This is a genomic window from Verrucomicrobiaceae bacterium, from assembly GCA_016713035.1.
Lineage (GTDB): Bacteria > Verrucomicrobiota > Verrucomicrobiia > Verrucomicrobiales > Verrucomicrobiaceae > Prosthecobacter.
Window position 1 is genome coordinate 223,992 of record JADJPW010000001.1, and the last position, 25,962, is coordinate 249,953.

The 25,962-nt window shown below is 58.6% G+C and carries 22 protein-coding genes and 1 pseudogene; 16 read left to right on the plus strand and 7 right to left on the minus strand.

From position 1 onward, the window contains the following. Positions 1 to 33: 33 nt before the first annotated feature. Positions 34 to 1,302: a DUF1552 domain-containing protein gene (locus IPK32_00955; protein MBK8090588.1), complete on the plus strand. Its 1,269-nt coding sequence runs from the start codon at positions 34 to 36 to the stop codon at positions 1,300 to 1,302. A 13-nt stretch (positions 1,303 to 1,315) separates the two neighbouring features. Beyond that, positions 1,316 to 2,143 (plus strand): SGNH/GDSL hydrolase family protein, encoded by an 828-nt coding sequence (locus IPK32_00960; GenBank protein MBK8090589.1) that lies wholly within the window; start codon positions 1,316 to 1,318, stop codon positions 2,141 to 2,143. Between the two features lie 129 nt (positions 2,144 to 2,272). Here the strand turns inward: IPK32_00960 and IPK32_00965 are convergent, their stop codons facing one another. Beyond that, on the minus strand, positions 2,273 to 2,755 hold the full coding sequence (locus IPK32_00965; protein ID MBK8090590.1) for a transposase: 483 nt from the start codon (positions 2,753 to 2,755) through the stop codon (positions 2,273 to 2,275). A 276-nt stretch (positions 2,756 to 3,031) separates the two neighbouring features. Next, complete coding sequence (locus tag IPK32_00970; GenBank protein MBK8090591.1) at positions 3,032 to 3,349, minus strand: helix-turn-helix domain-containing protein; 318 nt, start codon at positions 3,347 to 3,349, stop codon at positions 3,032 to 3,034. Between the two features lie 187 nt (positions 3,350 to 3,536). Here IPK32_00970 and IPK32_00975 point away from each other — a divergent pair, with 187 nt between their 5' ends. The 4 genes from IPK32_00975 (at position 3,537) to IPK32_00990 (ending at position 6,837) form a co-directional block, all read left to right on the plus strand. Further along, the gene (locus IPK32_00975; GenBank protein MBK8090592.1) at positions 3,537 to 3,836 is read left to right on the plus strand and encodes a hypothetical protein; all 300 of its coding nucleotides are present in this window, start codon (positions 3,537 to 3,539) and stop codon (positions 3,834 to 3,836) included. Positions 3,837 to 3,889: 53 nt separating this feature from the next. Beyond that, entirely contained in the window at positions 3,890 to 4,780 is an 891-nt protein-coding gene (locus tag IPK32_00980) for a zinc ABC transporter substrate-binding protein (protein ID MBK8090593.1), read from the plus strand. A 205-nt stretch (positions 4,781 to 4,985) separates the two neighbouring features. Further along, a complete protein-coding gene (hisD, locus tag IPK32_00985) occupies positions 4,986 to 6,281 on the plus strand; it encodes a histidinol dehydrogenase (GenBank protein ID MBK8090594.1) in 1,296 nt (431 codons plus the stop codon). After that, complete coding sequence (locus IPK32_00990; GenBank protein ID MBK8090595.1) at positions 6,241 to 6,837, plus strand: rhodanese-like domain-containing protein; 597 nt, start codon at positions 6,241 to 6,243, stop codon at positions 6,835 to 6,837. Before hisD ends, IPK32_00990 begins: the two co-directional genes overlap by 41 nt. Before the next feature lie 12 nt (positions 6,838 to 6,849). Here IPK32_00990 and IPK32_00995 read toward each other — a convergent pair whose 3' ends face one another. Beyond that, positions 6,850 to 7,626, minus strand: coding sequence for an SDR family oxidoreductase (locus tag IPK32_00995; GenBank protein MBK8090596.1), 777 nt, complete (start codon positions 7,624 to 7,626; stop codon positions 6,850 to 6,852). A gap of 16 nt (positions 7,627 to 7,642) precedes the next feature. Between IPK32_00995 and IPK32_01000 the strand changes: the two genes are divergently transcribed. From IPK32_01000 to IPK32_01015, 4 genes are all read left to right on the plus strand, one after another. Continuing rightward, complete coding sequence (locus IPK32_01000) at positions 7,643 to 8,245, plus strand: FHA domain-containing protein (protein ID MBK8090597.1); 603 nt, start codon at positions 7,643 to 7,645, stop codon at positions 8,243 to 8,245. A 156-nt stretch (positions 8,246 to 8,401) separates the two neighbouring features. Next, the gene (locus IPK32_01005) at positions 8,402 to 9,673 is read left to right on the plus strand and encodes an adenylosuccinate synthase (protein ID MBK8090598.1); all 1,272 of its coding nucleotides are present in this window, start codon (positions 8,402 to 8,404) and stop codon (positions 9,671 to 9,673) included. A 120-nt stretch (positions 9,674 to 9,793) separates the two neighbouring features. After that, on the plus strand, positions 9,794 to 10,414 hold the full coding sequence (locus IPK32_01010; GenBank protein ID MBK8090599.1) for a DUF1080 domain-containing protein: 621 nt from the start codon (positions 9,794 to 9,796) through the stop codon (positions 10,412 to 10,414). Between the two features lie 214 nt (positions 10,415 to 10,628). After that, positions 10,629 to 12,113, plus strand: coding sequence for an MFS transporter (locus IPK32_01015; protein MBK8090600.1), 1,485 nt, complete (start codon positions 10,629 to 10,631; stop codon positions 12,111 to 12,113). Positions 12,114 to 12,157: 44 nt separating this feature from the next. On the opposite strand, the gene vanZ is transcribed toward IPK32_01015, so the two are convergent. After that, positions 12,158 to 12,562: a VanZ family protein gene (gene vanZ, locus IPK32_01020; GenBank protein MBK8090601.1), complete on the minus strand. Its 405-nt coding sequence runs from the start codon at positions 12,560 to 12,562 to the stop codon at positions 12,158 to 12,160. 319 nt (positions 12,563 to 12,881) lie between these two features. On the opposite strand from vanZ, the pseudogene IPK32_01025 reads away from it, so the two are divergent. Further along, positions 12,882 to 13,403: pseudogene (locus tag IPK32_01025) on the plus strand (xanthan lyase). 21 nt (positions 13,404 to 13,424) lie between these two features. Here IPK32_01025 and lepB read toward each other — a convergent pair. Further along, positions 13,425 to 14,624, minus strand: a complete 1,200-nt coding sequence (gene lepB / locus IPK32_01030) for a signal peptidase I (protein MBK8090602.1) — start codon at positions 14,622 to 14,624, stop codon at positions 13,425 to 13,427. 98 nt (positions 14,625 to 14,722) lie between these two features. Next, positions 14,723 to 16,519: an elongation factor 4 gene (gene lepA / locus IPK32_01035; protein ID MBK8090603.1), complete on the minus strand. Its 1,797-nt coding sequence runs from the start codon at positions 16,517 to 16,519 to the stop codon at positions 14,723 to 14,725. Between the two features lie 699 nt (positions 16,520 to 17,218). Here lepA and IPK32_01040 point away from each other — a divergent pair. The 4 genes from IPK32_01040 (at position 17,219) to IPK32_01055 (ending at position 21,357) form a co-directional block, all read left to right on the plus strand. Continuing rightward, positions 17,219 to 18,166: a hypothetical protein gene (locus IPK32_01040; protein MBK8090604.1), complete on the plus strand. Its 948-nt coding sequence runs from the start codon at positions 17,219 to 17,221 to the stop codon at positions 18,164 to 18,166. A 93-nt stretch (positions 18,167 to 18,259) separates the two neighbouring features. After that, entirely contained in the window at positions 18,260 to 19,246 is a 987-nt protein-coding gene (locus IPK32_01045; GenBank protein ID MBK8090605.1) for a hypothetical protein, read from the plus strand. A gap of 78 nt (positions 19,247 to 19,324) precedes the next feature. Then, positions 19,325 to 20,602 carry a cation:proton antiporter gene (locus tag IPK32_01050; GenBank protein MBK8090606.1) on the plus strand — a complete coding sequence of 426 codons (1,278 nt, stop codon included), beginning with the start codon at positions 19,325 to 19,327 and terminating at the stop codon, positions 20,600 to 20,602. 65 nt (positions 20,603 to 20,667) lie between these two features. Then, the gene (locus IPK32_01055) at positions 20,668 to 21,357 is read left to right on the plus strand and encodes a PIG-L family deacetylase (protein ID MBK8090607.1); all 690 of its coding nucleotides are present in this window, start codon (positions 20,668 to 20,670) and stop codon (positions 21,355 to 21,357) included. Between the two features lie 5 nt (positions 21,358 to 21,362). Here IPK32_01055 and IPK32_01060 read toward each other — a convergent pair whose 3' ends face one another. Continuing rightward, complete coding sequence (locus IPK32_01060; protein ID MBK8090608.1) at positions 21,363 to 22,616, minus strand: DUF21 domain-containing protein; 1,254 nt, start codon at positions 22,614 to 22,616, stop codon at positions 21,363 to 21,365. 123 nt (positions 22,617 to 22,739) lie between these two features. Here IPK32_01060 and IPK32_01065 point away from each other — a divergent pair, with 123 nt between their 5' ends. Beyond that, positions 22,740 to 25,895, plus strand: a complete 3,156-nt coding sequence (locus tag IPK32_01065; protein ID MBK8090609.1) for a PSD1 domain-containing protein — start codon at positions 22,740 to 22,742, stop codon at positions 25,893 to 25,895. Positions 25,896 to 25,962 lie beyond the last annotated feature (67 nt).

Here is a 25,962-nt window from a genome sequence, read left to right on the forward strand (position 1 = left end):
CGCCGGGCTTTCCTGCGCGGCACAGGAGTCAGCATGGCATTACCGTGGATGGAGTCCGTCCGAGTATGGGGAGACCAGCCGCAGAAAAAAACATCCGCCAGCCAGCCACCCCTGCGCCTCTGCGTCACCTTCTCCGGCAATGGCTTCCACTCGAAGGAATGGTGGGCAAAAGGCCAGGGCAAAGCGATGGAGCTCGGCAAAGTGCTCACTCCATTGCACGAGTTCCGTCACCGGCTGCTCTTTGTGCGTGGCCTGTATCACGAAGAGGCCCGCAAGGGCAACATCCACTCCTCGCAGACTGGAAACATGCTCTCGGGTGCTCCCATCGCCAGTGGTGGAGACATCCGCTCTGGCACCAGCTTTGATCAGATGCTGGCACAGACCTACGGCCGCAGCACCAAAGTGCCCAGCCTCGTGCTCGCCTGTGAGAAGTCGAACCCATCCGTGCATAAGAACTATTCGATGCTGTATAGTTCACACATCTCCTGGTCCTCACCCACCACCCCCACTCCGCTAGAGCTGTATCCCGCGCTCGCCTTTGATCGGCTCTTTAAAGATGAGGCCTCTCCAGCAGACAAAAGCGTGCTCGATGCCGTATTGGCCGATGCCCAGGACTTACGCCGTGGAATCAGCAGCAATGACCAGCGCAAGCTCGATGAATACCTCGACAGCGTGCGTGAAGTGGAAAAACGCATCGAAAACGCCGGCAAACGCGGCGAGCTCCAAGGCTGGCGCCCCACTCTGGATAAACCAAACATCCAGCGCCCCGCAGACGGCATCCCCCAGGACATCGGCGAGCACATGCGGCTCATGATCGACATCCTCGTGCTCGGCTTTCAGACAGACACCACCCGCATCACCACGCTCAAGCTCAACAACGACCACAGCGCCCTCCGTTTCCCCAATCTGCCTAGCATCCAACAGAGCGGACACGGCATCGACTACATGATCCATCACCTCCTCAGCCATAGTGACGGAGACGACTGGCTGCGGGTGAATCAGTTCTTCATGGAGCAGCTCGCCTACCTCGCCACTAAGCTGGAAACCATCCGCGAAGGCGAGCACAGCCTGCTCGATAGCACCATGGTCATGCACTGCTCCAGCATGATGGCCGGTGCCAAACACAACAACGACGAGCTCCCCATCATCGCCCTCGGCGGTGGCCTAAAAGGCGGACGCGTGCTCGATTACACTGGCAAACCAGATCGCCAGCTCTGCCGCCTCTTTCTCTCCATGATGGATCGCATGCAGGTGCGGCCAAAAACCTTCGGAGATGCCAAAACTAGGCTCGAAGAAGTCTAAAACACCCTTTCACATGACCTTCCACCATCGCCTCTTTGTCCTCCTCATCGCCGCATCCACTGCCTGCGCCCAGACCAGCACCACCGTCCCCAAAGGCGAGCCCACCAACGCCGCCGAAGCAGCCGCAAAGAAAGCCCAAGCCGATGCCGCACTCGAAGAGCAGTATCAATCCATCGTCGCCAAGCTTCCCGCCGATCAACAAGCCTGGGAACGCGTCCTGCAGAGCCAACTCGGCAGTTTTTACCTCCCCATTCACAAACGTGAAAAAGTAGCCGGACGCTCCAATGCCTGGGACTTCGTCCAGGATGACCCGAAACTACCCCGCGTGCTCCTCATCGGCGATTCTGTCTCACGCGGCTACACCCAGGCTGTCCGCAAGGCCCTCGCAGGCCGTGCCAATGTGCACCGCGCCCCCGCCAACTGCGGCCCCACTGCCAGCGGGCTCAAAAACATCGACATCTGGCTGGGTGACGGCAAATGGGACGTCATCCACTTCAACTTCGGCATCCACGACCGTGCCACCCCCATCGCCGACTACCAGACACGCCTGACACAGCTCATCGAGCGCATGCGCAAAACAGGAGCCAAACTCCTCTGGGCCAGCACCACCCCCTGCCCAGACACCCCCGATGGAAAATCCAAATCCGCCCCCATCATCGAGCGCAATACCGCCGCCGCCGAAGTCATGCAAAAGAACCAAATCGCCATCGACGACCTCTTCACCGCCATCACTCCGCACCTCTCCACCCTGCAAAACCCCAACGACGTCCACTTCAACACCGCTGGCTACGACTTCCTCGGCCAAACCGTCGCCCAAGCGATCCAAACAGCGCTGAAGTAATCAGCGATCACAGTGGAGCATCGAGTTCTTGGTTATTGGTTTGTCCGACCTACTCGTCCTAGATCGCCCTTGGCTACTGGATAAGGCAAATGCTTCGTATCCGATATAGACCGACTCTCAAAAAGGATGTCATAAACGCGTCTTTGGGCGGCACTGGGACTGAAGGATGGAGGGCTGGTCGAACAAAGAGCGCAGGGACTCGATGATACGGTCCTGAAGTTGCTCGGAAGTCTTGGCGATCCAGCCGTTGAACCAGTCGGCTTTCATGCGCAGCCACAAGCGTTCGATGGCGTTGAGATCGGGCGAGCGTGGTGGCAGATACTCGGGCTCAAAGTGGTGCCAGTTAAGGCTCTTGGTCTTGTGCCATGAGGCGTTGTCGAGCACCAGGATGGCGCGGCGTCCTGCCACGTGCGGATTCTCCTCAGCTAGAGTGTCAAGGAACACCTGAAAAGTGACGCTGTCGCACAGGTTGAAGAGCAGTGCGCCGAGACGTCCATCTTTGGGCCGCACTGCGCCAAACACATTGTAGCGGATGTGCTCGCCGAGATAAGGTGAGTGGCGCACCTTGCCGATCTTGGTCCAAGTACTGGCGCGGGCGCGGATCGCCTTCAAAGCCGCTTTCGTCGCTGAACCACAAGTCGACGCTCGGATCGGCCACCCAGCGCTGGAGCTTTTCGCAGAAGGCTTGGCGCTTGTCCTCATCCTGATTGAGCGGCCAGGGGCGCGGAACTTTGAGGCGGTAATCGTGCTCGTGGAGATAGCGCACGGTGGTGCTGTAGCCGAGTTGCGTTTGCAGGTTCTGCTTGATCCAGCCGTGCAATTTCACAGCGGTCCAGTGGCTTTGTCCGGCCAGTGAGGGATCTTCGATGAGAGGTAGGATTTTACCGCTCACTTGTTCCTTGGGCAGGATTCGGCGACGGCCGCTGCTACCCCGGGAATGAGACCATCAAGGCCGGCGAGATTGAAGGCTTGGATGAAGCGCAAAACCTGCCGCAGGCTGAAGCCTGAGAGGTCAGCGACTTGCTCGCGGCTCTTGCCTTCATAAAGCCAGCGCAGCGCGAAACCGACGAAAGCCCTTCTTCGTGGGTGAGCAATCCATCGCCACGCAGACCTCTTCCAAGGTCGCGTTTTCGAGATTGAGTGTGATACACGGGCGGGCCACCGCTGCCTATTAATTACCGCAATTCTAAAAAGTACAGCCTCAATATGACATTCTTTTTGAGAACCGGTCTAAATACCGATTAATTACGATTAGGGCACCTGTCCGCCCCCCTGAGAGGGGCTGAGAAGCCCCGTATGCAGTGAGGGGAGGAGGTGACAGTGTGTTCGGTGAACCGGCAGACGATCCGGCTCATGGTGTGTTGGTCAACAAAACCAAAAACACACCACCACCATGAAGATCACTACCCAAGAAAGCCAGGCGGAACAAGCTCGCAGACTGGCCGCCAAAACCCAGGACCAGCGCATGCTCAACGAAGTCACATCCGGCACTGGCATGAGTCCGTGGGAGGCCCAAGTCGTCATTGAGGTCATCCGCGAGGTCTATTTCGCCACCCCGGGCAATACCCCACTGCGCCACGGCCAGCTTCTTTATACCTGCGTCAAAGTCGAGGCCGGGGCGGGTGTCGCGCTCAAAGACTGCCCGATGCAAAGCGTCACCCTCAGCATCCTGGGCGAAGGTGACGTGGGGTAGAGAGGGGGCGAAAAGGAAGTTGAGAGAGCCTCGGTTAAGTGCTACTAACTTGCATGAAGACCCTCCTCGCCTCGCTTTTTCTCGCCGTTCCTGCTTTTGCTGGTCTCAAGGTCGCTACATTGCATCCGATCGTAGCGGATGTGGCACGGCAGGTCGGCGGTGAGCATGTGGAGGTGGTGGAAATCCTCAAACCCGGTGGCGATGTGCATCACTTCGAGCCCGCGACAAAGGACATCGCCGCCATGCGCGGAGCACGGCTGGTGCTCGCCTCTGGCAAAGGCCTGGAGACCTTCCTCGACAAGCTGCGGGACAGTCTGGGCGCTGGCGTGACACTCTTTGATGTGGGCGAAAAGGTGCCCTCCATCCCCTATGTCTGCGATCACGAGCATGAGGAGGGGCACGATCACAATCACGGCGAGTTCGATCCGCACTGGTGGCATAGCGCAGAGAATATGAAGCGGGCAGCCCGCGCCGTGGCGGATGCCTTTGCCGAGGCCGATCCAGCCCATGCCGATGCCTACGAAGCCGGAGCAAAGGCGGCCTCAAAGCGCTTCGCAGGCCTACAAAGCTGGGCGAAAAAAGAAATCGCTGCCATCCCCCGCGCAGACCGCAAGCTCGTCACTGCGCACAACGCCTTTGGTTACTTCTGCAAAGAATACGGCTTCGAGGCCATCTCCGTGCTCGGCATGTCACGCGGCGAGGACGCTAGCATGAAAAAAATCACTCAGTCCGTGCAGATCATCCGCGATAACGGTATCAAGGCAGCCTTCCCAGAAGACCAAGCCAATCCGAAAGTGCTCGCCGAGATCGTGCGCAGCACCGGCATCAAGCTCGGTGACACGCTCGTAGCCGATGGCACCGCCAAACACGCCCACACCTTTGAGATGATGCTCGCGCACAACGTGCGGGCCATCGTCGCGGCGCTGGCAACCCCAACCAAGTAAGTGCTTTGAGTGAATGATTTGACGCTCCGGTGCATCTGCGCAGGTATCGAATCACGTCATTCAGAGAGGCTTTTTGAACCGCTGATAAGACGCTAATCCGACGCTGATTCACCAAATGGGTTTCTGATGCCTTCATTAGCGTTTTGTTAGCGTCAAATTAGCGGTAAAGAGCTTTCCGAGATGCCCCTCGCCTCTGCAAAACTTCATGAAAATCCTCCGCCATTCAGATCCCGATTACGCCGCCTTTGCTGCCAGCCTCAACCGCCGCGCGGAGGCTAGTGATGCCGTGCGGGAAGTCGTCAGCAGCGTCGTCCAGGCTGTGCGTGAGCGCGGTGATGCCGCTGTGATCGAGTTCACCGCGAAATTCGACGGTGCCGCACTCACTCCGGCGACACTGCGGGTGCCGCAGGCCGCGCTGGATGCTGCGTGGGATGCGGCGGATGCAGAACTGAAAAGCGCCCTCCAGGCCTCGCAGCGAAATGTGGCGGAATTTGCCCGTAGAAGCCTGCGCACGGACTGGAGCATGAAAAATGAGCAAGGGGCCGATGTGGGCGAGGTCTATCATCCCTTTGAGCGAGTTGGCTGCTACGTGCCTGGCGGCACAGCACCGCTTGTGAGCACCACGTTGATGACGGTGGCCATCGCGGCGGCGGCGGGTGTGCCTGAGATCGTCGTTTGCACGCCGTGTGGGCGTGATGGCACGGTGAATCCAGGCCTACTCGCAGCGCTGAAGCTGGCGGGTGCCACGGAGGTGTATCAAATCGGCGGTGCACAGGCCATCGCGGCGCTGGCATATGGCACGGAGACGATCCGGCCGGTGGTGAAGATTTTCGGCCCCGGCAATAGCTACGTGGTGGAGGCGAAGAGGCAGGCGTTTGGCGTGGTGAGCATTGATCTGCTGCCAGGTCCGAGTGAGGTGCTCATTTTGGCCGACTCCAGCGGAAATCCGGCCTGCATCGCCGCCGACATCCTAGCGCAGGCTGAGCACGGAAAGGACAGCATGGCCGGATTCATCACCGATGATGAAAAACTGCTCCAACAGGTCATTTCGCAGGTGGAGGAGCAAAGTCGCAGTCTGAGCCGTCAGGCGCAGTTGGTGCCCGTTTTGGAAAAAGGCGTGTTTCTGATGCTCGCGCCCGATTTGCAGGCCGCAGCTCGCTTGGTGAATGAATTCGCCCCAGAGCACCTCAGCCTCATCACCACGCGTGAAGCGGAGATTTTGCCCCTCATCCGCACGGCGGGGGCCATTTTTCTCGGGAATCACTCACCTGTCGCGGTGGGTGACTTTTTGGCTGGGCCTAGCCACACGCTGCCCACGGGCGGCAGCGGCAAGTCCTTCCCCGGCATCACCGCAGACATGTTCCAGCGCCGCACCAGCATCATCCGGCTCGATCCGGCAGCCTGCGCACGCTCGGAGCCCATCGTGCGAGCTTTTAGCAAGGTGGAGGGCCTGGATGCGCATGGCCGCTCCGTCTCGATCCGTTCGAACTCCTCTCTATAATATGTCACTCCCTCCTTTATCTGCCGAAATGACCATGAGCGAGGTGCTCGCGGCCTATCCTGGTGCTCAGCGAGCGCTCTTTGCCCGATACCACATCGGCGGGTGCCGCAGTTGTGGCTTCCAGCCCGGTGAGACGCTCGCGGGTGTCTGCGAGCGCAACGAGAACATCCCCGTGGAGGAAGCGATGGAGCACATCCGCGCCAGTCACCGTGCCGATGACAGCCTACGCATCGCTCCGCGTGATTTCGAGGCACTGCGCCGGGCGAATCCTGAGCTCATCATTCTCGATGTTCGCACGCGGGAAGAGCATGATGCCGTGAAGCTGCCCGGAGCACGCCTGATGACGCAGGAACTCGCACAGGAGCTTTTTTCCAGCCCGGAAAAGACACGTCCCATCGTCATCTATGACCACACTGGCTCACGCTCACTGGATGCGGCAGCTTACTTCATCGGGCATGGCTTTACGGAGACAAAATGCCTCGCTGGCGGCATCGACGCCTACAGCACGGAGGTCGATGCCAGTCTGCCGCGTTACAAGCTGGAGATCGAGGCTTAGAGAGCTCTGGACTCACAGCACATTCACCGCAGCACCGCCATCGACGACGAGTGCCTCACCGGTGATGTAGCTGCCAGCATCACTGGCCAGCAGCAGCGCAGGCCCAGCCAGCTCACGCGGGGCAGCCCAGCGCTTCAGCGCCGTGCGATCTGCGAAGTATTTTTTCTCCTCATCATTGAGCAGCTTCCCCGGCATGTCGGTGAGGAATGGGCCAGGGCAAAGGCAATTCACCGTGATGCCATAGGGGCCTAAATCCAGCGCACTGGCCCGTGCTAGGCCGATCAGGGCGGCCTTGCAGGCACAGTACACGTTCCGCTTCAGTCTGCCGCCCACACCCAGCACGCTACTGATGTGGATGACGCGGCCCCATTTCCGCGCCTTCATGCCGGGCACGATAGCGCGGGTCAGGGCCATCACGGCGGTGAGGTCCACTTCGACATTTTTGTCCCAAACCTCATCCGTGATCTCATCAATGGCCTGCGGGTTATTGATCCCGGCGTTGTTGACCAAGATGTCGATCTTTCCCAGCCGCATCTCTGCCTCGGCGGCCAAGGCGCGGACTTGCAGGCGATCCGCCATGTCGGCCACCATCCACTCCACCTTCACCGAGAGTCCCTGGCCGATCTCTGCCGCCGCAGCACGCAGTTCATCCGCATTCCGGCTGGAGATGAAGACATCGGCTCCCGACTCGGCAAAACCGCGTGCCATCGCCTTCCCCAGTCCTTTGCTGCCGCCAGTGACGAGTGCGCATTTACCGTGGAGATCAAAAAGAGGGTGGGGGGAGGTCATTTATGCGGTTTAGGCAGTGAATGCACGCTGGCAACTCCGAGCCGCACTCCCCTGCCCCATCCCGGCCTTGCGCCTGCCGCATTGCTGGTTAGAAAAGACCACCGCCATGCCACGCATCCAATACACCACTCCCAGCGGCTCCTCCGGCCTGCTCGAACTCTCCGCCGAACGCCTCTCCCTCGGTCGTGCGGACGACAATGCCCTCGTCCTGGCGGACGACTCTGTCTCCAGCCACCATGGCGAATTCGTGTATGACAACGGCTCCTGGTTCTTCACCGACCTAGGCAGCACCAACGGCACCAAAGTCGGCGGGCAGCGTGTCGAGAGCCTCGAACTCAGCGAAGGCGGTGCCTTCACTCTGGGCCACGTCGATTGCATCTTTTTCAGCGATGAAGCCGCCGCAGCAGCCCCACACGGTGGTGCCGCAGCCTCCCGCACCTTCTCCAGCGGTGATTTTGCCTCCCGCCCTTACAATCGCAACCAGCGTACTGGTTTTGGCACGGCCAAGACCCGCAAAAAATCCACCAAAGGTAGCGGAGCTGGTGCCCTCATCGCCCTCGGCATGCTGGGGCTCATCGCCTGCGGCGCAGCAGCCTACTTCGCCATGCAGCTCGCCTGAAGCACAACTCTCTAGGCAGCAGGGATGCGAGATCCGTGGTGCGTGCGCCGAAACAAGGCCACGCATGAGATTCCCGCGTCACTCGGCATGGCCGCCATGCCTGCGCCTCGTTCCCCGTCCCACTCACTCTCCATTTCCCAGAAAAAACACCCTCCCATGTCCAATACCATCATAGTCGGCGCCCAATGGGGCGATGAAGGAAAAGGCAAAATCGTCGATTACCTCACCGAAAACACCGACGTCGTCGTCCGTGCCGCAGGCGGTAACAACGCAGGCCACACCGTCATCTCTGGCGGTCAGAAATACATCCTCCACCTCATCCCCAGCGGTATCCTCTGGAAGGATAAAATCTGCGTCATCGGCAACGGCGTCGTCATGGACCCCCTGGGCCTCCTGGAAGAAATGGCCAAACTACGCGGCCAAGGCGTGACCATCACGCCAGAGAACCTCCTCATCAGCGAGACCGCGCACCTTGTCCTCCCCTACCATCGCGGACTCGATAAAGCCCGCGAAACCCAGCGCGGAGACAAAAAGATCGGCACCACCGGACGCGGCATCGGTCCTGCCTATGCTGACAAAGTCGAGCGTGATGGCATCCGCACCATCCTCATGACTCAGCCGGACATTCTCGAAGAAGAACTCCGCTCCCGTATCGACCGCCACAATCAATTCTTTGCCCAAGTCGGTGTCGAACTCGTCCCTGTCGAAGAAACCGTGCAAAAAGTGCTCGAAGCCGCCAAGACGCTCGCCCCGCACATCACCAACACCACCGTCTATCTCCACGAAGCGATCAAAGCCGGCAAAAACCTGCTCTTTGAAGGAGCGCAGGGCACTTACCTCGACATCGACCAAGGCACCTACCCCTTTGTCACCTCCTCCAACACCACCTCCGGCGGCGCATGCACCGGCTCCGGCGTCCCACCGCGCATGATCGACAAAGTGGTCGCTGTAGGCAAGGCTTACACCACCCGCGTCGGCTCCGGCCCCTTTGTGACTGAAAATGACGCTATCGGCGACATGCTTCACAACATGGGCCGCGAATTCGGAGCCACCACGGGCCGCGCACGCCGCTGCGGCTGGCTGGATGCCGTCCTCGTCCGCTACGCCGTGATGATCAATGGTGCCGACGAGCTCGCCATCACCAACCTCGATGGGCTCGATGGCCTGGAAGAAATCAAAATCTGCACCGCCTACAAACTGCGCGGCAAAATCATCCATTACCCGCCCAGCACGGCAGCCGACCTCGCCGCCTGTGAGCCCATCTACGAATCGCACCAGGGCTGGAAGCAGGACCTCAGCGCCATCACCCGCTTCGCGGATCTGCCACCTTTGGCCAAAGCCTACCTCAAGCGCCTCGAAGAGCTCACCGGAGCCCGCATCAGCCTCCTCGGCGTGGGCCCTGCCCGCGAACAGACGCTGGTGGCCTAAGCATCGCAACAACGCTTCGTATTGTCCCGGCAAGTCGCTCTGACTCACTGCCGGTATCAAGGCGCAGCCCTGTAGTGCAAAAGGTTTGCTCTCTCAGCCGCGTTTCTATTTCACCTACCCATGAAGCCTCTTCGACTCGCACTTTTCCTTTTGGTCGCCGCTACCGCTTTTGCAGAGCCTGTGGCACTTTTCGACGGAAAAACCTTCACCGGCTGGGAGGGCGACATCGGCAGTGTTTGGCGGATTGAGGATGGTGCATTCGTCGCGGGCTCATTGCAGAAAAAGCAGGAGAAAAACAACTTTTTGGCCACGACAAAGTCATACGGCGACTTTGAGCTCACGCTAAAATGGAAGCTGGAAGGAACCGAGGGCTTTGTGAACGGCGGAGTGCAATTCCGCACGAAGCGTATCCCGGATCACCACGAGGTCTCCGGCTATCAAGCCGATCTCGGGAAAGGCTATGACGGTGCCTTGTATGACGAAAGCCGCCGCAAAAAGATGCTAGCCCAACCCACGCCCGAGCTGCTGGCGAAAGCACAGAAACCGCTCGGTGAATGGAATGACTACCGCATCCGTGCCCAGGGGAATCGCATTCAAATCTGGCTCAATGGCGTGCAAACCGTCGATTACACCGAAACAGAGCCTGGGATCGATATGAGCGGCATCATCGCCGTGCAGATCCATGGCGGGGCCACTTCCATCGTCCGCTACAAAGACATCCAGATCGAGGAATTGAAGTGAGAGGCCACCGTTTGCGTGTCACACAGGCACCAAATGCTGCTTCAGACGTGCCTAGGGTGAAGATTGTGCTATGGCCACGCCTTTGCAGCATGGATGAGCGAGAACGAATTGTGACCATGGGCTAGAAACTGCGATAACAGCAGTGCATCGCGCCCGTTTGTTGCCATCCTCCGAGCCAACCAATCACCACGCCTCTCCCACAAGCACACTCCTCATGTCGAACTCCGCCACTGCACGCAATGCCGCTCTCCTCGCTGCCTTTTTAGGATGGATGTTCGACGGATTCGAGATGGGCCTCTTCCCACTCACTGGCCGCGATGCGCTCAAAGAGCTTCTCGGGGCAGATGGCGCAGCAGATCTGAATAAATGGTTCGGCGTGATCATGGCCATGTTCCTGGTTGGAGCTGCGACGGGAGGTGTGGTTTTCGGCTGGCTGGGAGATCGCATCGGACGGGTAAAGGCGATGTCGCTGTCCATTTTCACCTACGCTATTTTCACGGGCTTGTGCGGTGTGGCTAGTGAGGCCTGGCACGTCGCGGTGTATCGCTTCGTCGCCTCCCTGGGGATGGGCGGCGAGTGGTCACTGGGTGTGGCTCTGGTGAATGAGGTGTGGCCTGGCAAATCACGCATGCTCGTGGCAGGCCTCATCGGTGCTGCGGCCAATGTGGGCTATCTCCTCGGTGGATTCCTCAGCCTGGGGCTCTCCAGTGTCCTCGGCAGTGTCAATGACATGCTCATTGCCATCGGTCTCACTCAAAAAACCGTCACCACGCTGCTCTCGAACAACGGCTGGCGCATCCTCATGATGAGTGGTGCTGTGCCGGCCTTTTTGGTCTTTTTCATCCAGCTCTTTGTCGGTGAATCGAAAAAGTGGGAGGAAGAAAAAGCCCGCGGTGCCACCGATCACTGGGCGACGAAGGATCTGCTCGGTGTGCTCATCGGCTGCGTCTCTGCATTGAGCATCGTGGCGGTCTGGTCGCCCTTTACCGCGGTCCCAGTCCCATTGGCGATTCTGGTGACAATCGTGGGACTCGTGATCACGCTCTTGGGCTATCTTTACCCCGTTTGGCAGTATCTCGGTCGTGCGGCATCCCAAGACCCTGCGCATGGCAGGCCATTCATCATCAAACGCATGCTACTCGGTGCTGGGCTAGCTGGTGTGGCTCTCATGGGCACCTGGGGAGCCGTGCAATGGGCTCCGAAGTGGGCGGAAGAGCTCGCAGGTGACCCCGCGCTGCATGCCAAAGACTGGGCACAAATCTGGACCGCCACCGGAGCCATCATCTTCACCATGGTCGCCGCACTCATGGGCGATAAATTTGGCCGCCGCATCACCTACACCATCCTGTGTGTCGCTACGATTATCGCTGCGCTGCTGTTTTATCAGACGAATGAGAGCTACACGAATTGGTTCCTCTTCACCGGCTTCCTCATCGGTGGCATCAGCGCCTCGTTCTACGGCTTCTTCCCGCTCTATTTCCCGGAACTCTTCCCCACCCAAGTCCGTGCTACGGGCCAGGGCTTTTGCTTTAACTTTGGTCGCGTCCTAGCCGCTATCGGAGCCCTCCAGACGGCCAATCTCATGTCCTACTTCGGCGGCTCTTTCGCGAAAGCGGGCAGCGTCTTGTGCTTCATTTATTTGCTAGGCATCGTGCTCGTGTGGTTCTGCCCTGAGACGAAGGGCAAGGAGCTCTCTTGAGCGCTACACCTCGCACGCGGCCCCAAAGCGCCACTTCACGGCATTCACCCAGCACTGACGCGGCGACGGAAATATTTCTCCACCGCGAGCACGGCCAGCGTGCCAAATAATCCTCCCAGAGTGTCTGCGAACCAGTCGCCGACATCTCCGCCGCTGCGGCCAGGGACGTGGAGCTGATGCCACTCATCCCAAATGCCCACAAAGGAACAAAACAACACGGTAAGCAGTAGCGCCAGCCACTTGCGCTGCGCCTTCCCCGCCAGCCGCAGCCCCATCAGGAAACAAAAACCACCCAGGGTGAAGTAACCTGCATGCTCGATCTTATCGATGCCCTGGACTCCTGGCGGCGATGGCAGCGTGCTCTGCGCTGAGAGCCAGTACAACACACCGATCCACACCAGCACGGCGGATCGCCAAAAAAGCGGCTGCTGAAGAAATCGCGGCATCATGAGCACTTCGGACGATTTTTTAGAGCACCTTGCTCAAGGTTCCCAGCCCATGAGGCCGATGGAAGTGGAGTCCAGTTGCCCCAAAATAGGCCTGGAGAGTGCCGCATATACCTCTGGTGCCGTGGTGGAGGGGCCTGGGCCGAGGAGGGGGATGTCAGGGATGGTATCGAGCGCATGGGGCGGGACGGTGCGGCTTTTACTCGGGATTTGCCGTGCCGCTAGTGTTTGCGAGAGGCCTTACTATGCTGAAAGAGACAATCCGATGCGCCCCTTGCCCCTTTTCCTCGCCCTCTCAACCTCGCTCGCAGTGGAGCCAACTAAACCCCACCCACAGGCCCTGGCCAACACCCATCCTCCAGGTGAAGTGGATCGGCCTGAGATGGTGAAATTCATCGTCGCAGATCCAGCGACACTGCCGGGCATCCTCGTCGATGAGACCAGCGCCGAGCTCACTGGCCAGTGGCAGTATTCCACGCACACACCGCCTTATGTCGGGCTGGGTTATCTGCATGATATGAAGGCAGGCAAAGGCCACAAATCCGTCACCTTCACACCGGATTTACCCACCGCAGGCTGGTATGAAGTGCGGCTGGCGCATTGCTACAATGTGCGCCGTGCTACCAATACTCCCGTAACCATCCACCACGCTGATGGAGAAACCACCCTGCGCATCGACCAGCAGAAGGAGCCCGCGCATGGCCGACTTTTCCGCAGCCTGGGCATCTTTCGCTTTGCCAAAGGCCACATGGGTTTTGTCCGCATCTCCAATGAAGGCACAGATCCCTCCAAAGTTGTCATAGCCGATGCCGTGCAGTTTTTGCCCGTCGTCGCACCCAAATGAATGGGAGATTCAAAATACTGCCTAGCGGATCAGGCCCCAATTTCTCCCAAAGGGGAAATAGCAGAACAGCCCTGGCCCAACGAGGTTCCGCTCAGGCACATGGCCCCAGTAGCGGCTGTCTGAGCTGTTGAAGCTATTGTCACCCATGGCCCAGTATTGACCAGAGGAGAGCTGCTTTTGGTCTCCGGCCTGAAGGTGATAAATCGCTCCGTAACCACGATATTGCCCCTCCTTGGAAGCAACGCGTTTCATGCCGGGCTCTTCGGCAGGCTTACCATTGACCCAAAGCTCAGGTTCTTTGACTTCCAAAGTATCTCCAGGGACGCCGACAAGGCGCTTGATGTAGTGCTGAGATCCCTGTTCAGCCGGAATGTGCATATTGGGGCTGTTGATGTTCTTGGTGGTGAAAACAAAGACCTCACCACGCTCTGGACGACGAAAGTGGTAGGCGAATTTATTGACGAGAACATGATCTCCCGTGTCGAGCGTGCCACGGGCGAGAGTTTGCCCCTTGGTCACGAGACGTCCGCTAAGTCCGCCTGGATAATGCTGCCCCACGCGATCTGGCGTGATCACCGAGCGATCCACCTCTGGAGCTGCTCCGACATACTGGAACAGACCGAGATTGAAGTGGGTATTGATGAGCTGCGATAAGGGAGCCCAGATTCGGATGCTATGACCATCCTCAAAGTGCAGCTTGCAGTGGGTAAAGAAGCCGAGGACGCCATGCTCCGTGAGTGGCTCACGGGAGCGTATGGTGCCGGTGTGATCGGAGACGACATTGATGTAGCTGCGCCCGGTGACGAAGTCTTTCGCCTGTGCCAAGATGTTCGGCGAGGTGTCGTCCTCCGTGTGATTAGCGACAATGCCGTACAGCGTGGGCTGCATGGACCCGGTAGGGATTTTAAATGGCTGTGCGATGTAGGTGCGGATGCCAAAGGCGACGACGATGGCGACGAAAAAGACCTCGATATTGTCTGCGATCTCCGAGTGCGGCGTGACAGGGAGCGCCTTTTCGCAGGTAGCATTGATTTGCTCACTGAGGGTGTCGATGCGCTCTTTATCTTTTGCACGCATGGCATCCTCCAGACCAGATCGAAGCGTGGTGATCTCATCGAGCTTCGCGGGAGGGAGAATGTCCCGCTTGTAGTTGATGAAGCGAGTGACCCCTTTGTGGAGGAGCTTGGCGTTCTTGAGGTAGCGCGGAGTCAGAAAGAACATGGATGGATTCCTGTGTTGAGATTCACGATTCCTGGTTCTGGGGGAGCTTGATCGATGAACGAGGAATCTGGATTCATAAATCAGCGATTCGAGCAGCTTTAGTTATTCTTGAGCACCTCGATGAAGGCCTCTTGGGGGATATTGACCTTACCGATGGCTTTCATCTTCTTTTTACCTTCCTTCTGCTTATCGAGGAGCTTGCGTTTACGGCTAATGTCGCCGCCATAGCACTTGGCCGTCACATCTTTGCGCAGGGCACTGATGCTCTCACGGGCGATGATTTTGCCCCCGATGGCGGCCTGGATAGCGACGACGAAAAGTTGCTGTGGAATGACTTCTTTGAGCTTTGCACAGAGCTGGCGACCACGGCTCTCCGCTTTGCCACGGTGAACGATGCAGGAGAAGGCATCCACGGGATCACCCGCGATGAGGATGTCCATTTTGACGAGTTCTGCGGCCTCATAGCCTGCGTGCTCGTAGTCCATGCTGCCGTAGCCACGGGTGATGGACTTGAGCTTGTCGTTAAAGTCCACCAGGATCTCATTGAGTGGCAGGACGGTGTGCAGGAGCACGCGGCGGTCATCGAGCGTCTCGGTGTTATTGACCTGGCCGCGTTTATCCATCACGAGCTGCATCATGTCACCAATGTGTTCATTGGGGATCATGATATTGACCTTCACGATGGGCTCGCGGATTTCGTCGATCTCCTGGGCACTGGGGAGGAAGCAGGGATTATCCACCTCCATCTCCGTGCCGTCGGTTTTGCGGACTTGGTAAATCACGGACGGATAGGTCGAGATGACGTCCATGTTAAACTCACGGCGCAGCCGCTCCTGGATGATCTCCATGTGCAGTAGGCCCAGGAAACCGCAGCGGAAGCCGAAACCGAGCGCGGCGGAGCTCTCACTCATGAAGGTGAAAGCGGCGTCATTGATCTGGAGCTTGCCGACGGCGGCTTTCAGGCTCTCGAAGTCATCTGTACTGACTGGATAGATGCCACTGAAGACGAGCGGATGAATTTCTTTGAAACCGGGGAGAGGCTGCGGCGCAGGTTTGCGTGTCTCGGTGAGCGTGTCGCCGATTTTCACATCGGCGGTGGTTTTCACGTTGGCAATGAGGTAGCCGACGTCGCCGGGCTCCAGCTTTTCACAACTGACCATCTTCGGGCGGAAGATGCCGACGTCTTTGATCTCGTAATCGAGCCCGGTGGACATCATGCGCACCTTTTGGCCACGAATGATGGTGCCCGAAATGACACGGACATAACTGACGACGCCACGATAAGGGTCAAAAATGGAATCAAAGACGGAAGCGCGGAGGTAGCCATCCCCTGGATCGGTAGGATGCGGGATGAAGGCGATCACGGCCTCCAGAATGTCCTGGATACCGATGCCCATCTTCGCACTAGCGGGGACGGCTTGGTCCGCTGGGAGCTGAAGGATGTCCTCAAGTTGACGTTTGCACTTTTCGATGTCGGCGCTGGGCAGATCGACCTTATTGATGACGGGGATGACGTGCAGATTTTGCTGGAAGGCCAGGTTCAAATTCGCCACGGTCTGGGCCTCTACGCCCTGTGACGCGTCGATGAGCAAGAGGGCACCTTCACAGGCGGCGAGAGAGCGACTCACTTCATAGCTGAAATCGACATGACCAGGCGTGTCCAGCAGGTTGAGTTTGTACTCTTTACCATCGCGGCCCGTGTAGTTCATGCACACGGGGTGTGCCTTGATGGTGATGCCGCGCTCGCGCTCGAGGTCCATGCTGTCGAGGAGCTGGTCCTGCTGCTGGCGCACGGTGATGGTGTTGGTGAACTCCAGGAGACGGTCGGAGAGCGTGGTCTTCCCGTGGTCGATGTGTGCGATGATGGAGAAGTTTCGGGTAGTTTCGATGGGCATCCGGCAGTGGTGTGGAAAAGGGCGGCTATCTAGGCCACAGGTAGATGGAATGCAACGCAGGATGCTGGAGCGACCTGATAGCCCCAGGAAACAATCTCTCAATAGTCCCCAGCACTCCCCAGCAGCCGAATGCTAGGTCAGGACGCCCACCAATGCTCAATCTCGACAAACCAACCTAATCTTGGCGTGTTAGGTGAATTAATTCATAAAAAGCACAAAAAATACCGTGCTGTTGTAGCGTATCATGCTACACGCCTCCCCGCCACGAGCGCCACACATTGATGCCTATAATTGTCACACCTTCTTCCGGGTATCCTACGACTACCAGAAACCTCTGGATGCTTCTCTGTGCCCTAATTGCTTTTTTGGCCGTGGAGACTCCTTCTTCTGCCCAGTTTGCAAATGGGATACTGCGTTCTAACGGCATAAGTCAGCAGCCCATGATGTTGCCACAGATCATCCTGGCCCCACCCGTTCCTTCTAGCCCAGTAAGTGAGCCAGCCGAAGCCGCCAAGAGCGACTACCAGTCTAGCTCGGGCCCCTGGGGTGATCTACGAGGTCATTTTATTTACCTAGAGGCACCGCAGTCGCTTTTAGAAAACTTCTCGTTACCTAGCACGCAGCCGCGCTGGACTTTCCCTGCCGACTTTGAAGCATCCTTACCTACTTTTCTAAAATCAGCAGGGCTCCCAGAGGAGCTTGTCCAAAAATCTCTCCACAAAGCCTCACATCGTCCACGAAGATGCTTTTCTGCACATCATTCCGAGTGTCGCAGATGTCGAATCCCTCACCTCAGAATCCCGTGCAACGATCTACACGGAGCTATCGAAATACCCGCCGAACGAATACCACGTCGATCCAGTGCTCATCATCGGTGCGAGTGTGCAGGAATGGTACAAAGGCAGTAAACTGCGCCCAGAGCTGATCGATAAGATCGACAAACTTAGCTACAAACGCGGCGAAACCACGGCCTTTAGTGACATCCCGCTCCTCATTAGCTACGCCAAATCTGACACCGAAGCGAAGACCATTTTTAAGGCCTGTACTCGCACCCGTGCGCTGATGGTTCGTCTCCACCTCGATCACAGCACAGACGTACCTGCTCTGCTGAACTATTGGTCCTTTGGCGTCGGTATCCGGCGCAAAGACATCGAGCCTATCATCACCTCCATCATCGAGAATGAAACCCTGCCCGACTTGGGCATCTCACAGATTCTCCCGGCCCTCGCTCGCAAGCTGCTCTATACTTACCCCGGTCTGGACATGGCCAAAAACGGCCTCCTTCCAGACTGCCACTGGACCTGCCTGAACTTCTATAACTTCGAGCCCCATCAGTATCTACTAGACTCTGGTCTGGCCACCAGTCAGGTTCTTGAGCAGTTCACGCCCGTCGAAGCACCTTATCAATTTGGAGACGTTTTATTCTTCCTCGATAACAACACTGGAGATGCCTTCCACTCCTGCGTCTTCCTCGCTGATCAGCTCGTCTATACTAAAAATGGGCGAAACCTACTCTCCCCCTGGGTGCTCATGACGTTGGACGATGTTAAAAAAGTTTATCTCTACCGTGGTAATGGCCGAGTTCAGGGCTTCCGCCGCAAGGACATCGCCGCAGCGAAAGCATCTTCCACAGCCTCCACACGCTGATTCTGAATGTGAAGTCCAGAGAGTCACCTCCAGCGGCATCTCTTCTCAGTTCCCCATTTGACCTTTCCGTCCCGACCGTGGACTAAAATGTCCATGAACTGCCACCTCCACACGCTGCACCTCCGCGAGCCCTTTCGCATCGCCCACGGCACCTCCAGCACGCGCCAAGTGCTGCGCATCCAGCAAGACTCGCACACTGTCGAGGCACCTTTCGTTCCCTATTACGGCGAAAACCCAGATGAAACACTTCGCATCGTAACACAGGCAGTTTTGCCCCAAAAACTGCCCCAAACAGCCTCCCTCGCCTTCAATCTCCTCCGTCACGACATCCTCTGCACGGCGCAAAATCAGCCCCTCAGCAGCATCGCGGCGGATTCGCTCGGCAGCGCTGGCGTCGTGCCCCCAGGCTGCCGCTCACTCGGCATTCCAGACGATCTCGCAGCTTTTGCGGATAAAGTCCGCGCACTAGCAGCAGATTTCCGCGTCTTGAAGCTCAAGCTCGGCAGTGGCGACCTCGGGCTCGACATCGCCACCGTCTCCGTCGCACGCATGGCCGCACCAGAGGCCCAAATCATGATCGACGTAAATGGTGGCTGGGATGTTGTGCAAGCCGTCTCCATGATCGAAAAACTCGCAGAGTACGAGCCAGCACTCATCGAGCAGCCCATACACCATCGCCATGGCATTGATGCATGGATCGATCTGCGAGCCAATCTCAGCGCCAAGGCACCGCCCATCTTCGCAGATGAAAGTGCTCAAACTGCTGCCGATGTGGAAGCCCTCGCGCCCTATGTCGATGGCGTGAACGTGAAGCTGCTCAAATGCGGCAGTTTTGATGGCGCTGTGGCCATGATCGCGGCAGCACGGAAGCACAGCCTCCGTGTCCTCCTTGGCTGCATGATCGAGACGAGCCTCGGAGTCACCACCGCAGCCCATCTCGCCCCCTGGGCCGATTGGATCGACCTCGATGGCCACTTCTACGTCGCCAATGACGATTTCGATGGCCTCTATTACGACAAAGGCACTCTGCTCATGCCTCAGCGTCCCGGCATCGGCGCTCGCAGCATCACCCCGGCCTGAAAAATGCCTCTTCGGCATCAAAGTCATGTCGAAAGTCTATTTTCGTTACCGTCGTGTTGATGGATTCTAGCGGTCCACATGAATCCCGCCAAAATCGAAGACCACCTCAAGCTCGTTCTCCTCGGCTGGATCGTCATCATCGCCGCCTCGTGGCTGATGGGCCGTCTTTGCCGCCGCATCGGGCAACCACCTGCTGTGGGCGAAATCGCAGCCGGTTTACTTCTGGGCCCTTCCTTTCTCGGCCTCTTGGCACCGGATTGGGTCGCCTTCATCTTTCCAGATGAGATCAAAGGCTCACTTGCTCTACTCGCAAAAATCGGACTCATGCTCATGCTCTTTCAGGTCGGCATGGAGTTCGACTTTTCACATCTACGGGCCAAATCACGCGTCGTCTTTGCATCCTCGCTCATGGGCATCCTCGCCCCACTGTTAGGCGGGCTAGCCATCGCACCATGGTTGCACCGCACCTTTGCACCCGAATTACCCGAATTTGGCTTCAAGCTCTTTATCTGCATCGCCTTAGCCATCTCCGCCCTCCCCATTATGGGCCGCATCCTGTTAGAAATGCGGCTGGAGCGCACCGCACTCGGTGCCACAGCCATTAGCGCCGCCGCCATTGATGATGCCATCGGCTGGATCTTCCTCGGTATCGCCAGCGCCATTGTGAAACTCGGTAACTCTTTCTCCTGGCTGCCCTTTCTCGGCCAAGTGGCGCTCATCACCCTTTACTTCGTCGTAATGATGAAAGTCGTCGGCCCGCTGCTCATCCAACTCTGGCGCAAACAGTGCGCACAGCACCAAACCACCACCTTCACGCCGGGTTACCTCGCGCTCTTGCTTTGCGCTCTCTTCATCTCCGCTCTCATCACCAATAATCTCGGCATTTTTGCCATTTTCGGAGCCTTTGCCCTCGGAGTCGCTCTTCACAGCGAAACCAGTCTCGTGCGAGCCTGGCGTGAACGATTCGCCGACTTCGTCATCGTCGCCCTCGTACCCATTTTTTTCACCAACACGGGCCTCGGCACCAAAATCGACTCTTTCAACGACGCTACGGCATGGATCGGCTGTGCGCTGGTCTGTGGCATCGCCATCCTGGGTAAGCTCGGTGGCTGCACCCTCGGCGCACGCTGGGGTGGAGCGAGCTGGCGTGAGGGACTCAGCATCGGAGCCCTCATGAACACGCGTGCGCTCATGGGCCTCATCGCCATCAATGTCGGCAAAGATCTGGGCCTGCTCAATGACAAGCTCTTCACCATGTTCATCATCATGTGCCTGATCACCACCGCCACGACCGGCCCGATGTTGCGAGCATGGCTGCCGGCGGATTTGAAAAAATTGGTGCCGGATATGAAATGACAAAATAATGCCGCAGTCTCGAAGGACCCGAGCTTCCACATGCGTCCTTTTCAGCTCCGCATACCATGAACCGCACCATCCTCGCCATCGGCGCTCACTACGACGACTGTGTCTTCGGCATACCTGGCACGCTGCTACGGGCGGTAAAGAAGCACCAGCGAGTCGTCATCCTCAGCCTCATCGGTGATTACTCAAACTGGCCCCCCGTTCGCGGACGTGACCAGGATCTGCTCAAACTCAGCACCGACATGGCCCGTGAGCGCGGCATGGAGATGCGCTTCCTCCCTTGGAAGAGCATGGGCTTCGAGCCCACTCTGGAGGCAAAACGTGCCGTCGCCCAAGTCGTCGCCGATGTGAAGCCAGACACCGCCTTCATGCTCTGGCCGCGTGACCGCCACCCAGACCATGAGGCCGCCAGCGCCATCTGCCACGCTGCCTTGCACCAGCCCGCTCGCCTGCTCGGCATCGAAGAGGCTCGCGTCCCCTCCCGCGTTTATTGGTATGACAACGGTCCCGGTCACACCATCGGCTTCGAGCCAGACACCTACGTCGATGTCACCCCCGAGTGGGAGGCCTCGCGCGAGTGGCTCGGCCGCCTCATGGCCTTCGTGCGCAAAGAAGAATACGACCCAGCCAAGGTAGATGCCGCCATGGACACCAAGACCGTCCTCTCCCGCTACCGCGGCCTCGCCAGCGGCGTGCGCTACGCAGAGGCACTCCGCAGCGTGAAGCCCATCGTCAATGCAGAGCTTTGATCACGCTAGAAGGAGCCACCAGTCCCCTCCCAGCGCACCTCCAGCTCCTGAATCCGCGCTCGCACCACACGGCGCACCTTAATGTCTGCCTCATGCAGCTTCAATCGCTCACCCGGCTTTGGCACATGGCCGAGCTGGTTAAAAACTAGCCCACCCAGCGTGTCGATCCCGCCCTCATCATCGAATGGGATGCCTAGCTCATCACGCAGATGATCCAGACGCGTGCCACCATCCACCAGATAGCGCCCCTGCCCTAGCTCACGGATTTCAGATGCCTCACCCAGCCATGGAGCCGTATCATAGAGCAGCCAGTCCGCGATCTCACGCCGCGTCACCAGCCCCTCCAGACCACCGTACTCATCCACGATGATGAGTGGCGCATCATTCGCATGCAGATGCTCACGCAGTGCATCCAGAATAGGCATCGTCTCCGGCACAAAGACCGGAGGCCGCAGCAGCCCACGCCAGGCAGGCCGTCCAGCATGCCGCCACTCTGACACATCCAATAAACCCACGACACTGTCCGGCGTCTCACCATACACGATGACAAAACGCCCCGCCGCACGCTCGAGCTGCCCAGCGATCTTCGCCTCCGAGTCCTCTGCACTCACCAGCGCCAGATCGACACGCGGGATCATGCAGTCACGCACCGTCAGCCCCTCGATGTCCAGCACCTCATGGATCATCGCGCTCTCACTCTCCTCCAAGATTCCCTGCTCATGAGGCATCTCCACCAGTGTCTCAAACTCCTCCCGCGTCACCGGCAGCCGCGTCTTCACATGCTGCGGCACAAAGCGGGCCAGCAAAGCATCCGCAGCACGATCCGCCAAATTTGTCACCGGGTCCAAAACCGCACGCAACGGCCTCAGCAGCCGCAGACTGCCCAGCAGCACCGCAGAGGGCGATCTCGCCGCGAGAAACTTCGGCAACAAATCACCAAACAGCAGCACTCCGCCGAAAAGCACCCCGCCAGGCAGCCAGGGGCGCCATCCCGCCTCACGCAACGGTCCCGTGATGATCCACAGACTCAGCGCCGCCAGCGACAGATTCAGCGCCGCAGACACCAGCAGCGAGCGCTGCATCTGCGCAAAGGGATTCACCGTGATCTCACGCAACCGCCGCGCCACAGAGCCCTCACCCGCCGCTAGCAGCTCCTGCTCCAAATCGCGTGCGCTATGGATCGCCGTCTCCGCCGCAGAAATGACCGCCAATAACGCCAAAAGAGCGAAGTAGAGCAAGAGAGCGGCAGCGAGTAGCATGGAACGTATGACGCAGCAGCATGACGAATGCCGAGTGAAGTGCAACAGTGTGCTTCGAGCCTCCTGCAACTCGCTCCTCCGCTAGATCACCTCCCTCATCCGCGTTTCCTCCGTCCCCCAAAAATGTCCCTTCGCCTAGTCATCTTCTCCCTCGCCTGGAGCGGCCTCGCTGTCGCTGCGGATAGCTTTCCACCAGACCAGATCGAGTTCTTTGAGAAAAGCGTCCGCCCCGTCCTCGCCGAGCGTTGCTATGAATGCCACGGAGCACATAAGCACCAAAACGGCCTCCGTCTCGACTCCCGCGCCGCCGTCCTGCGCGGCAGCGATTACGGCAAAGTCGTCGAACCCGGCCAACCCGCCGCCAGCAAGCTCATCAAGGCCATCACACACGCCCCCGGCGTCGAAGCCATGCCAAAAAAAGGCGACAAGCTCACCTCCAGCGAAATCGCCGCACTCGAAAAATGGGTCCAGCTCGGACTCCCCTGGCCCCCAGAGGCAGAAACCGCCTCCCACACTGAAAAGGCCGATCCCATGCAGCATTGGGCCTTTCAGCCCGTGAAAGCTGATCGCTCAAAATCCCTCGATCAACTCGTCGCGGCAAAACTCCAGGCCGCTGGCCTCGACTTCGCTCCTACCGCAGACTCAGCCACACTGGTTCGCCGCATTTATATCTCCCTCACAGGCCTACCACCGAGCTACGACGAGCTCCAATCCTCCATCCGCAGCAATCCGCAGTCCACCATCGCGAAGCTCCTCGCGACGCCCGCTTACGGCGAAAAATGGGCACGCATCTGGCTCGATGTCGTCCGCTACGCCGACACGAACGGCTACCAAGTCGCCGGCCGCTCCAACTTTTATCCCTACGCCTACACCTACCGCGATTGGGTCGTGAAATCGCTCAACGATGACATGCCCTACGACCAGTTTATCATCCGCCAGCTCGCCGCAGACCGCGTTTCATCACCGGATTCACCGCAATTAGCAGCCCTCGGCTTCTTCAATATTGGTGAACGCTTCATCAACGACCGCGTGCTCATCACCGATGACCGCATTGATGTCATCGGACGCGGCTTACTCGGACTCACCATCGGCTGCGCACGCTGCCACGATCATAAATTCGATCCCATCCCCAGCCGTGACTATTACGCCCTCTACAGCGTCATGAATAGCTGCACCGAGCCGGAAGACCCCGCCATGCCCATCATCGGCAAAGCCGCCAATCCAGCCGATGCCGCCGACTACGACCAAAAAGTCGCCGAGATCGACAAAAAGCTCCTCGACTTCAAAAAGAAAATCCACGCTGAACTGCGCACGCCCACGCAGATCGCCAGTTACCTGCTCTTCGCCCAGGAAACGCAGCACATGGAAAAAGATGCCGAATTCCGTGGCAAAGCTGGCCAGCGCCAGCTCCGCGACAGCGTCGCCTTCAAGTGGAAAAACTTCCTGAAGCGCTACGCACTCAATCCAAAGCCGCACCCAGCTCTCACGACATGGAAACGCTACGCAGAGGCCAAACCCGAGCAATTCGCCTCCATCACCACCGAACTCGCGAAAACGCCCAATGACCCCGTCGCCGCCGAAATCGTGAAAAAAGCCCCCAAGTCGCTTCCCGACGTCGCCAGCATTTATGGTCAATTATTCGCCACTGGGAAAATCGACTCCAAACTCCTCCAAGACCCACTTTGCCCACTCTCCGTGCCCGTGGAGCAGATAGACGCCTTCCTCACCCGCAAAGACCGCGAAACCGTGGTCAAAAACGAAAACGAACGCACCAAGCTCGACAGCACCCACCCCGGTGCCCCACCCCGCGCCATGGTGCTGCTGGATAAACCCAAGCCCGAAGACGTCCGCGTCTTCATGCGTGGCAATCCCGCACGCCAGGGCGAGCCTGCGCCGCGTGCCTGGCTCACCATGTTCGGCGGACAAAAATTCACAGATGGCAGCGGCAGGCTCGAGCTAGCCAACCGCATCGCCAGCAAAGACAATCCGCTCACCGCACGCGTCCTCGTCAATCGCGTCTGGATGCAGCACTTCGGCAAGCCGCTCGTCGCCCAGCCCAGCGACTTTGGCGTGCAGACACAGCGCCCCGTGCAAGCGGACCTGCTCGACTTTTTGGCCGACTACTTCATCCAAAACGGCTGGAGCCTCAAAAAGCTCCACACCCTCATTTTGACCAGCCGCACATGGCAGCAGAGCAGCCACGCCACACCGGAAAAACTGCTCAAAGACGCCGACAATGAGCTCCTCAGCCGTTTCAACCGCCAGCGCCTCGATTACGAGACCATGCGGGATGCCATCCTCTCCGCCACGGGCGAGCTCGATGCCCAAAAACGCGGAGGACGAGCTATCGAGCTCACGGCGAAGGACGCCGACACTCGCCGCACGCTGTATTTGAAAGTGGATCGCTACGACCAAGCCTCCGTGCCCGCTATGTTCGACTTCGCCAACCCGGAAAGCCATAGCCCACAGCGCTTCAACACCACCGTGCCACAGCAGTCCCTCTTTTTGATGAACAGCCCCTTCATGCGTGCCCGCGCAGACATCTTCGCCACAGCCGAGGTCGAATCGCTCTACCGCCGCATCCTCGCCCGCACACCCACGAAAGACGAGCTCACCCTCGCCCAGCAGTTCATCAAGGAAGCAGAGGCCCTCAACGGCGAAAAACCCTTCCGCTGGAGCTACGGCATGATGAAACTCCATGGCGACAACACCTTCAGCGACTTCCAGCCCTTCACCCACCTCACCGAGCGTGCAGGCGGTGGACAGAAGCTCTGGAGTCCCGGCGAAAAAATCCCCGACAAACAATGGGGCCACGCCTTTTGGGCCAACTACGGCGGCCACGCCGCTCCGAACGGCTACGTCGTCACCTCACGCTGGCATGCACCTGCCGACATGCAGATCCGTATCGAAAGCGTGCTCAGCCGCAGCAGTGATCGTGGCGACGGCGTGCGTGGCTGGGTCCACAGCAGCCGCACCGTCATCCTCACCGAAAGCACCGCTACTCCGCAGGCAAAAAAATCGCCCATCCAGCTCACCACCGCCGTGAAAGCGGGGGATGTCATCAGCTTCATCGTCCACAACATCGGCGGCACGGATAGTGACAGCTTCGACTGGCAGCCCATCATCCACCGCGCGGACACAGACGAAGTGCTCACCAATGCCAAAAATGACTTCTGCGACGCCTCCCACTGGCCCTTCGGTCGCCAGCGCCCGCAGTCTCCCACCAGCCAGCTCGCCCAAGTGCTGATGATGAGCAATGAGTTCCTTTTTGTGGAGTGATCGGGAAGGTCTTGCCACAGATTCAGGAAAGCCGCCGATTTTCTCCCGAACAATTCCATCTGTGGTT

Bases quoted from the DNA above. Each gene is read 5' to 3' on its own strand.
- hisD (MBK8090594.1), top strand. From the start codon at position 4,986: ATGAAAATCCTCCGCCATTCAGATCCCGATTACGCCGCCTTTGCTGCC.
- IPK32_00975 (MBK8090592.1), top strand. From the start codon at position 3,537: ATGAAGATCACTACCCAAGAAAGCCAGGCGGAACAAGCTCGCAGACTG.
- lepA (MBK8090603.1), bottom strand. From the start codon at position 16,519: ATGCCCATCGAAACTACCCGAAACTTCTCCATCATCGCACACATCGAC.
- IPK32_01065 (MBK8090609.1), top strand. From the start codon at position 22,740: ATGTCCCTTCGCCTAGTCATCTTCTCCCTCGCCTGGAGCGGCCTCGCT.
- IPK32_00980 (MBK8090593.1), top strand. From the start codon at position 3,890: ATGAAGACCCTCCTCGCCTCGCTTTTTCTCGCCGTTCCTGCTTTTGCT.
- IPK32_01045 (MBK8090605.1), top strand. From the start codon at position 18,260: ATGAACTGCCACCTCCACACGCTGCACCTCCGCGAGCCCTTTCGCATC.
- IPK32_00955 (MBK8090588.1), top strand. From the start codon at position 34: ATGGCATTACCGTGGATGGAGTCCGTCCGAGTATGGGGAGACCAGCCG.
- vanZ (MBK8090601.1), bottom strand. From the start codon at position 12,562: ATGATGCCGCGATTTCTTCAGCAGCCGCTTTTTTGGCGATCCGCCGTG.
- IPK32_01010 (MBK8090599.1), top strand. From the start codon at position 9,794: ATGAAGCCTCTTCGACTCGCACTTTTCCTTTTGGTCGCCGCTACCGCT.
- IPK32_01055 (MBK8090607.1), top strand. From the start codon at position 20,668: ATGAACCGCACCATCCTCGCCATCGGCGCTCACTACGACGACTGTGTC.
- IPK32_00990 (MBK8090595.1), top strand. From the start codon at position 6,241: ATGGCCGCTCCGTCTCGATCCGTTCGAACTCCTCTCTATAATATGTCA.
- lepB (MBK8090602.1), bottom strand. From the start codon at position 14,624: ATGTTCTTTCTGACTCCGCGCTACCTCAAGAACGCCAAGCTCCTCCAC.
- IPK32_00995 (MBK8090596.1), bottom strand. From the start codon at position 7,626: ATGACCTCCCCCCACCCTCTTTTTGATCTCCACGGTAAATGCGCACTC.
- IPK32_01060 (MBK8090608.1), bottom strand. From the start codon at position 22,616: ATGCTACTCGCTGCCGCTCTCTTGCTCTACTTCGCTCTTTTGGCGTTA.
- IPK32_00960 (MBK8090589.1), top strand. From the start codon at position 1,316: ATGACCTTCCACCATCGCCTCTTTGTCCTCCTCATCGCCGCATCCACT.
- IPK32_01015 (MBK8090600.1), top strand. From the start codon at position 10,629: ATGTCGAACTCCGCCACTGCACGCAATGCCGCTCTCCTCGCTGCCTTT.
- IPK32_01005 (MBK8090598.1), top strand. From the start codon at position 8,402: ATGTCCAATACCATCATAGTCGGCGCCCAATGGGGCGATGAAGGAAAA.
- IPK32_01050 (MBK8090606.1), top strand. From the start codon at position 19,325: ATGAATCCCGCCAAAATCGAAGACCACCTCAAGCTCGTTCTCCTCGGC.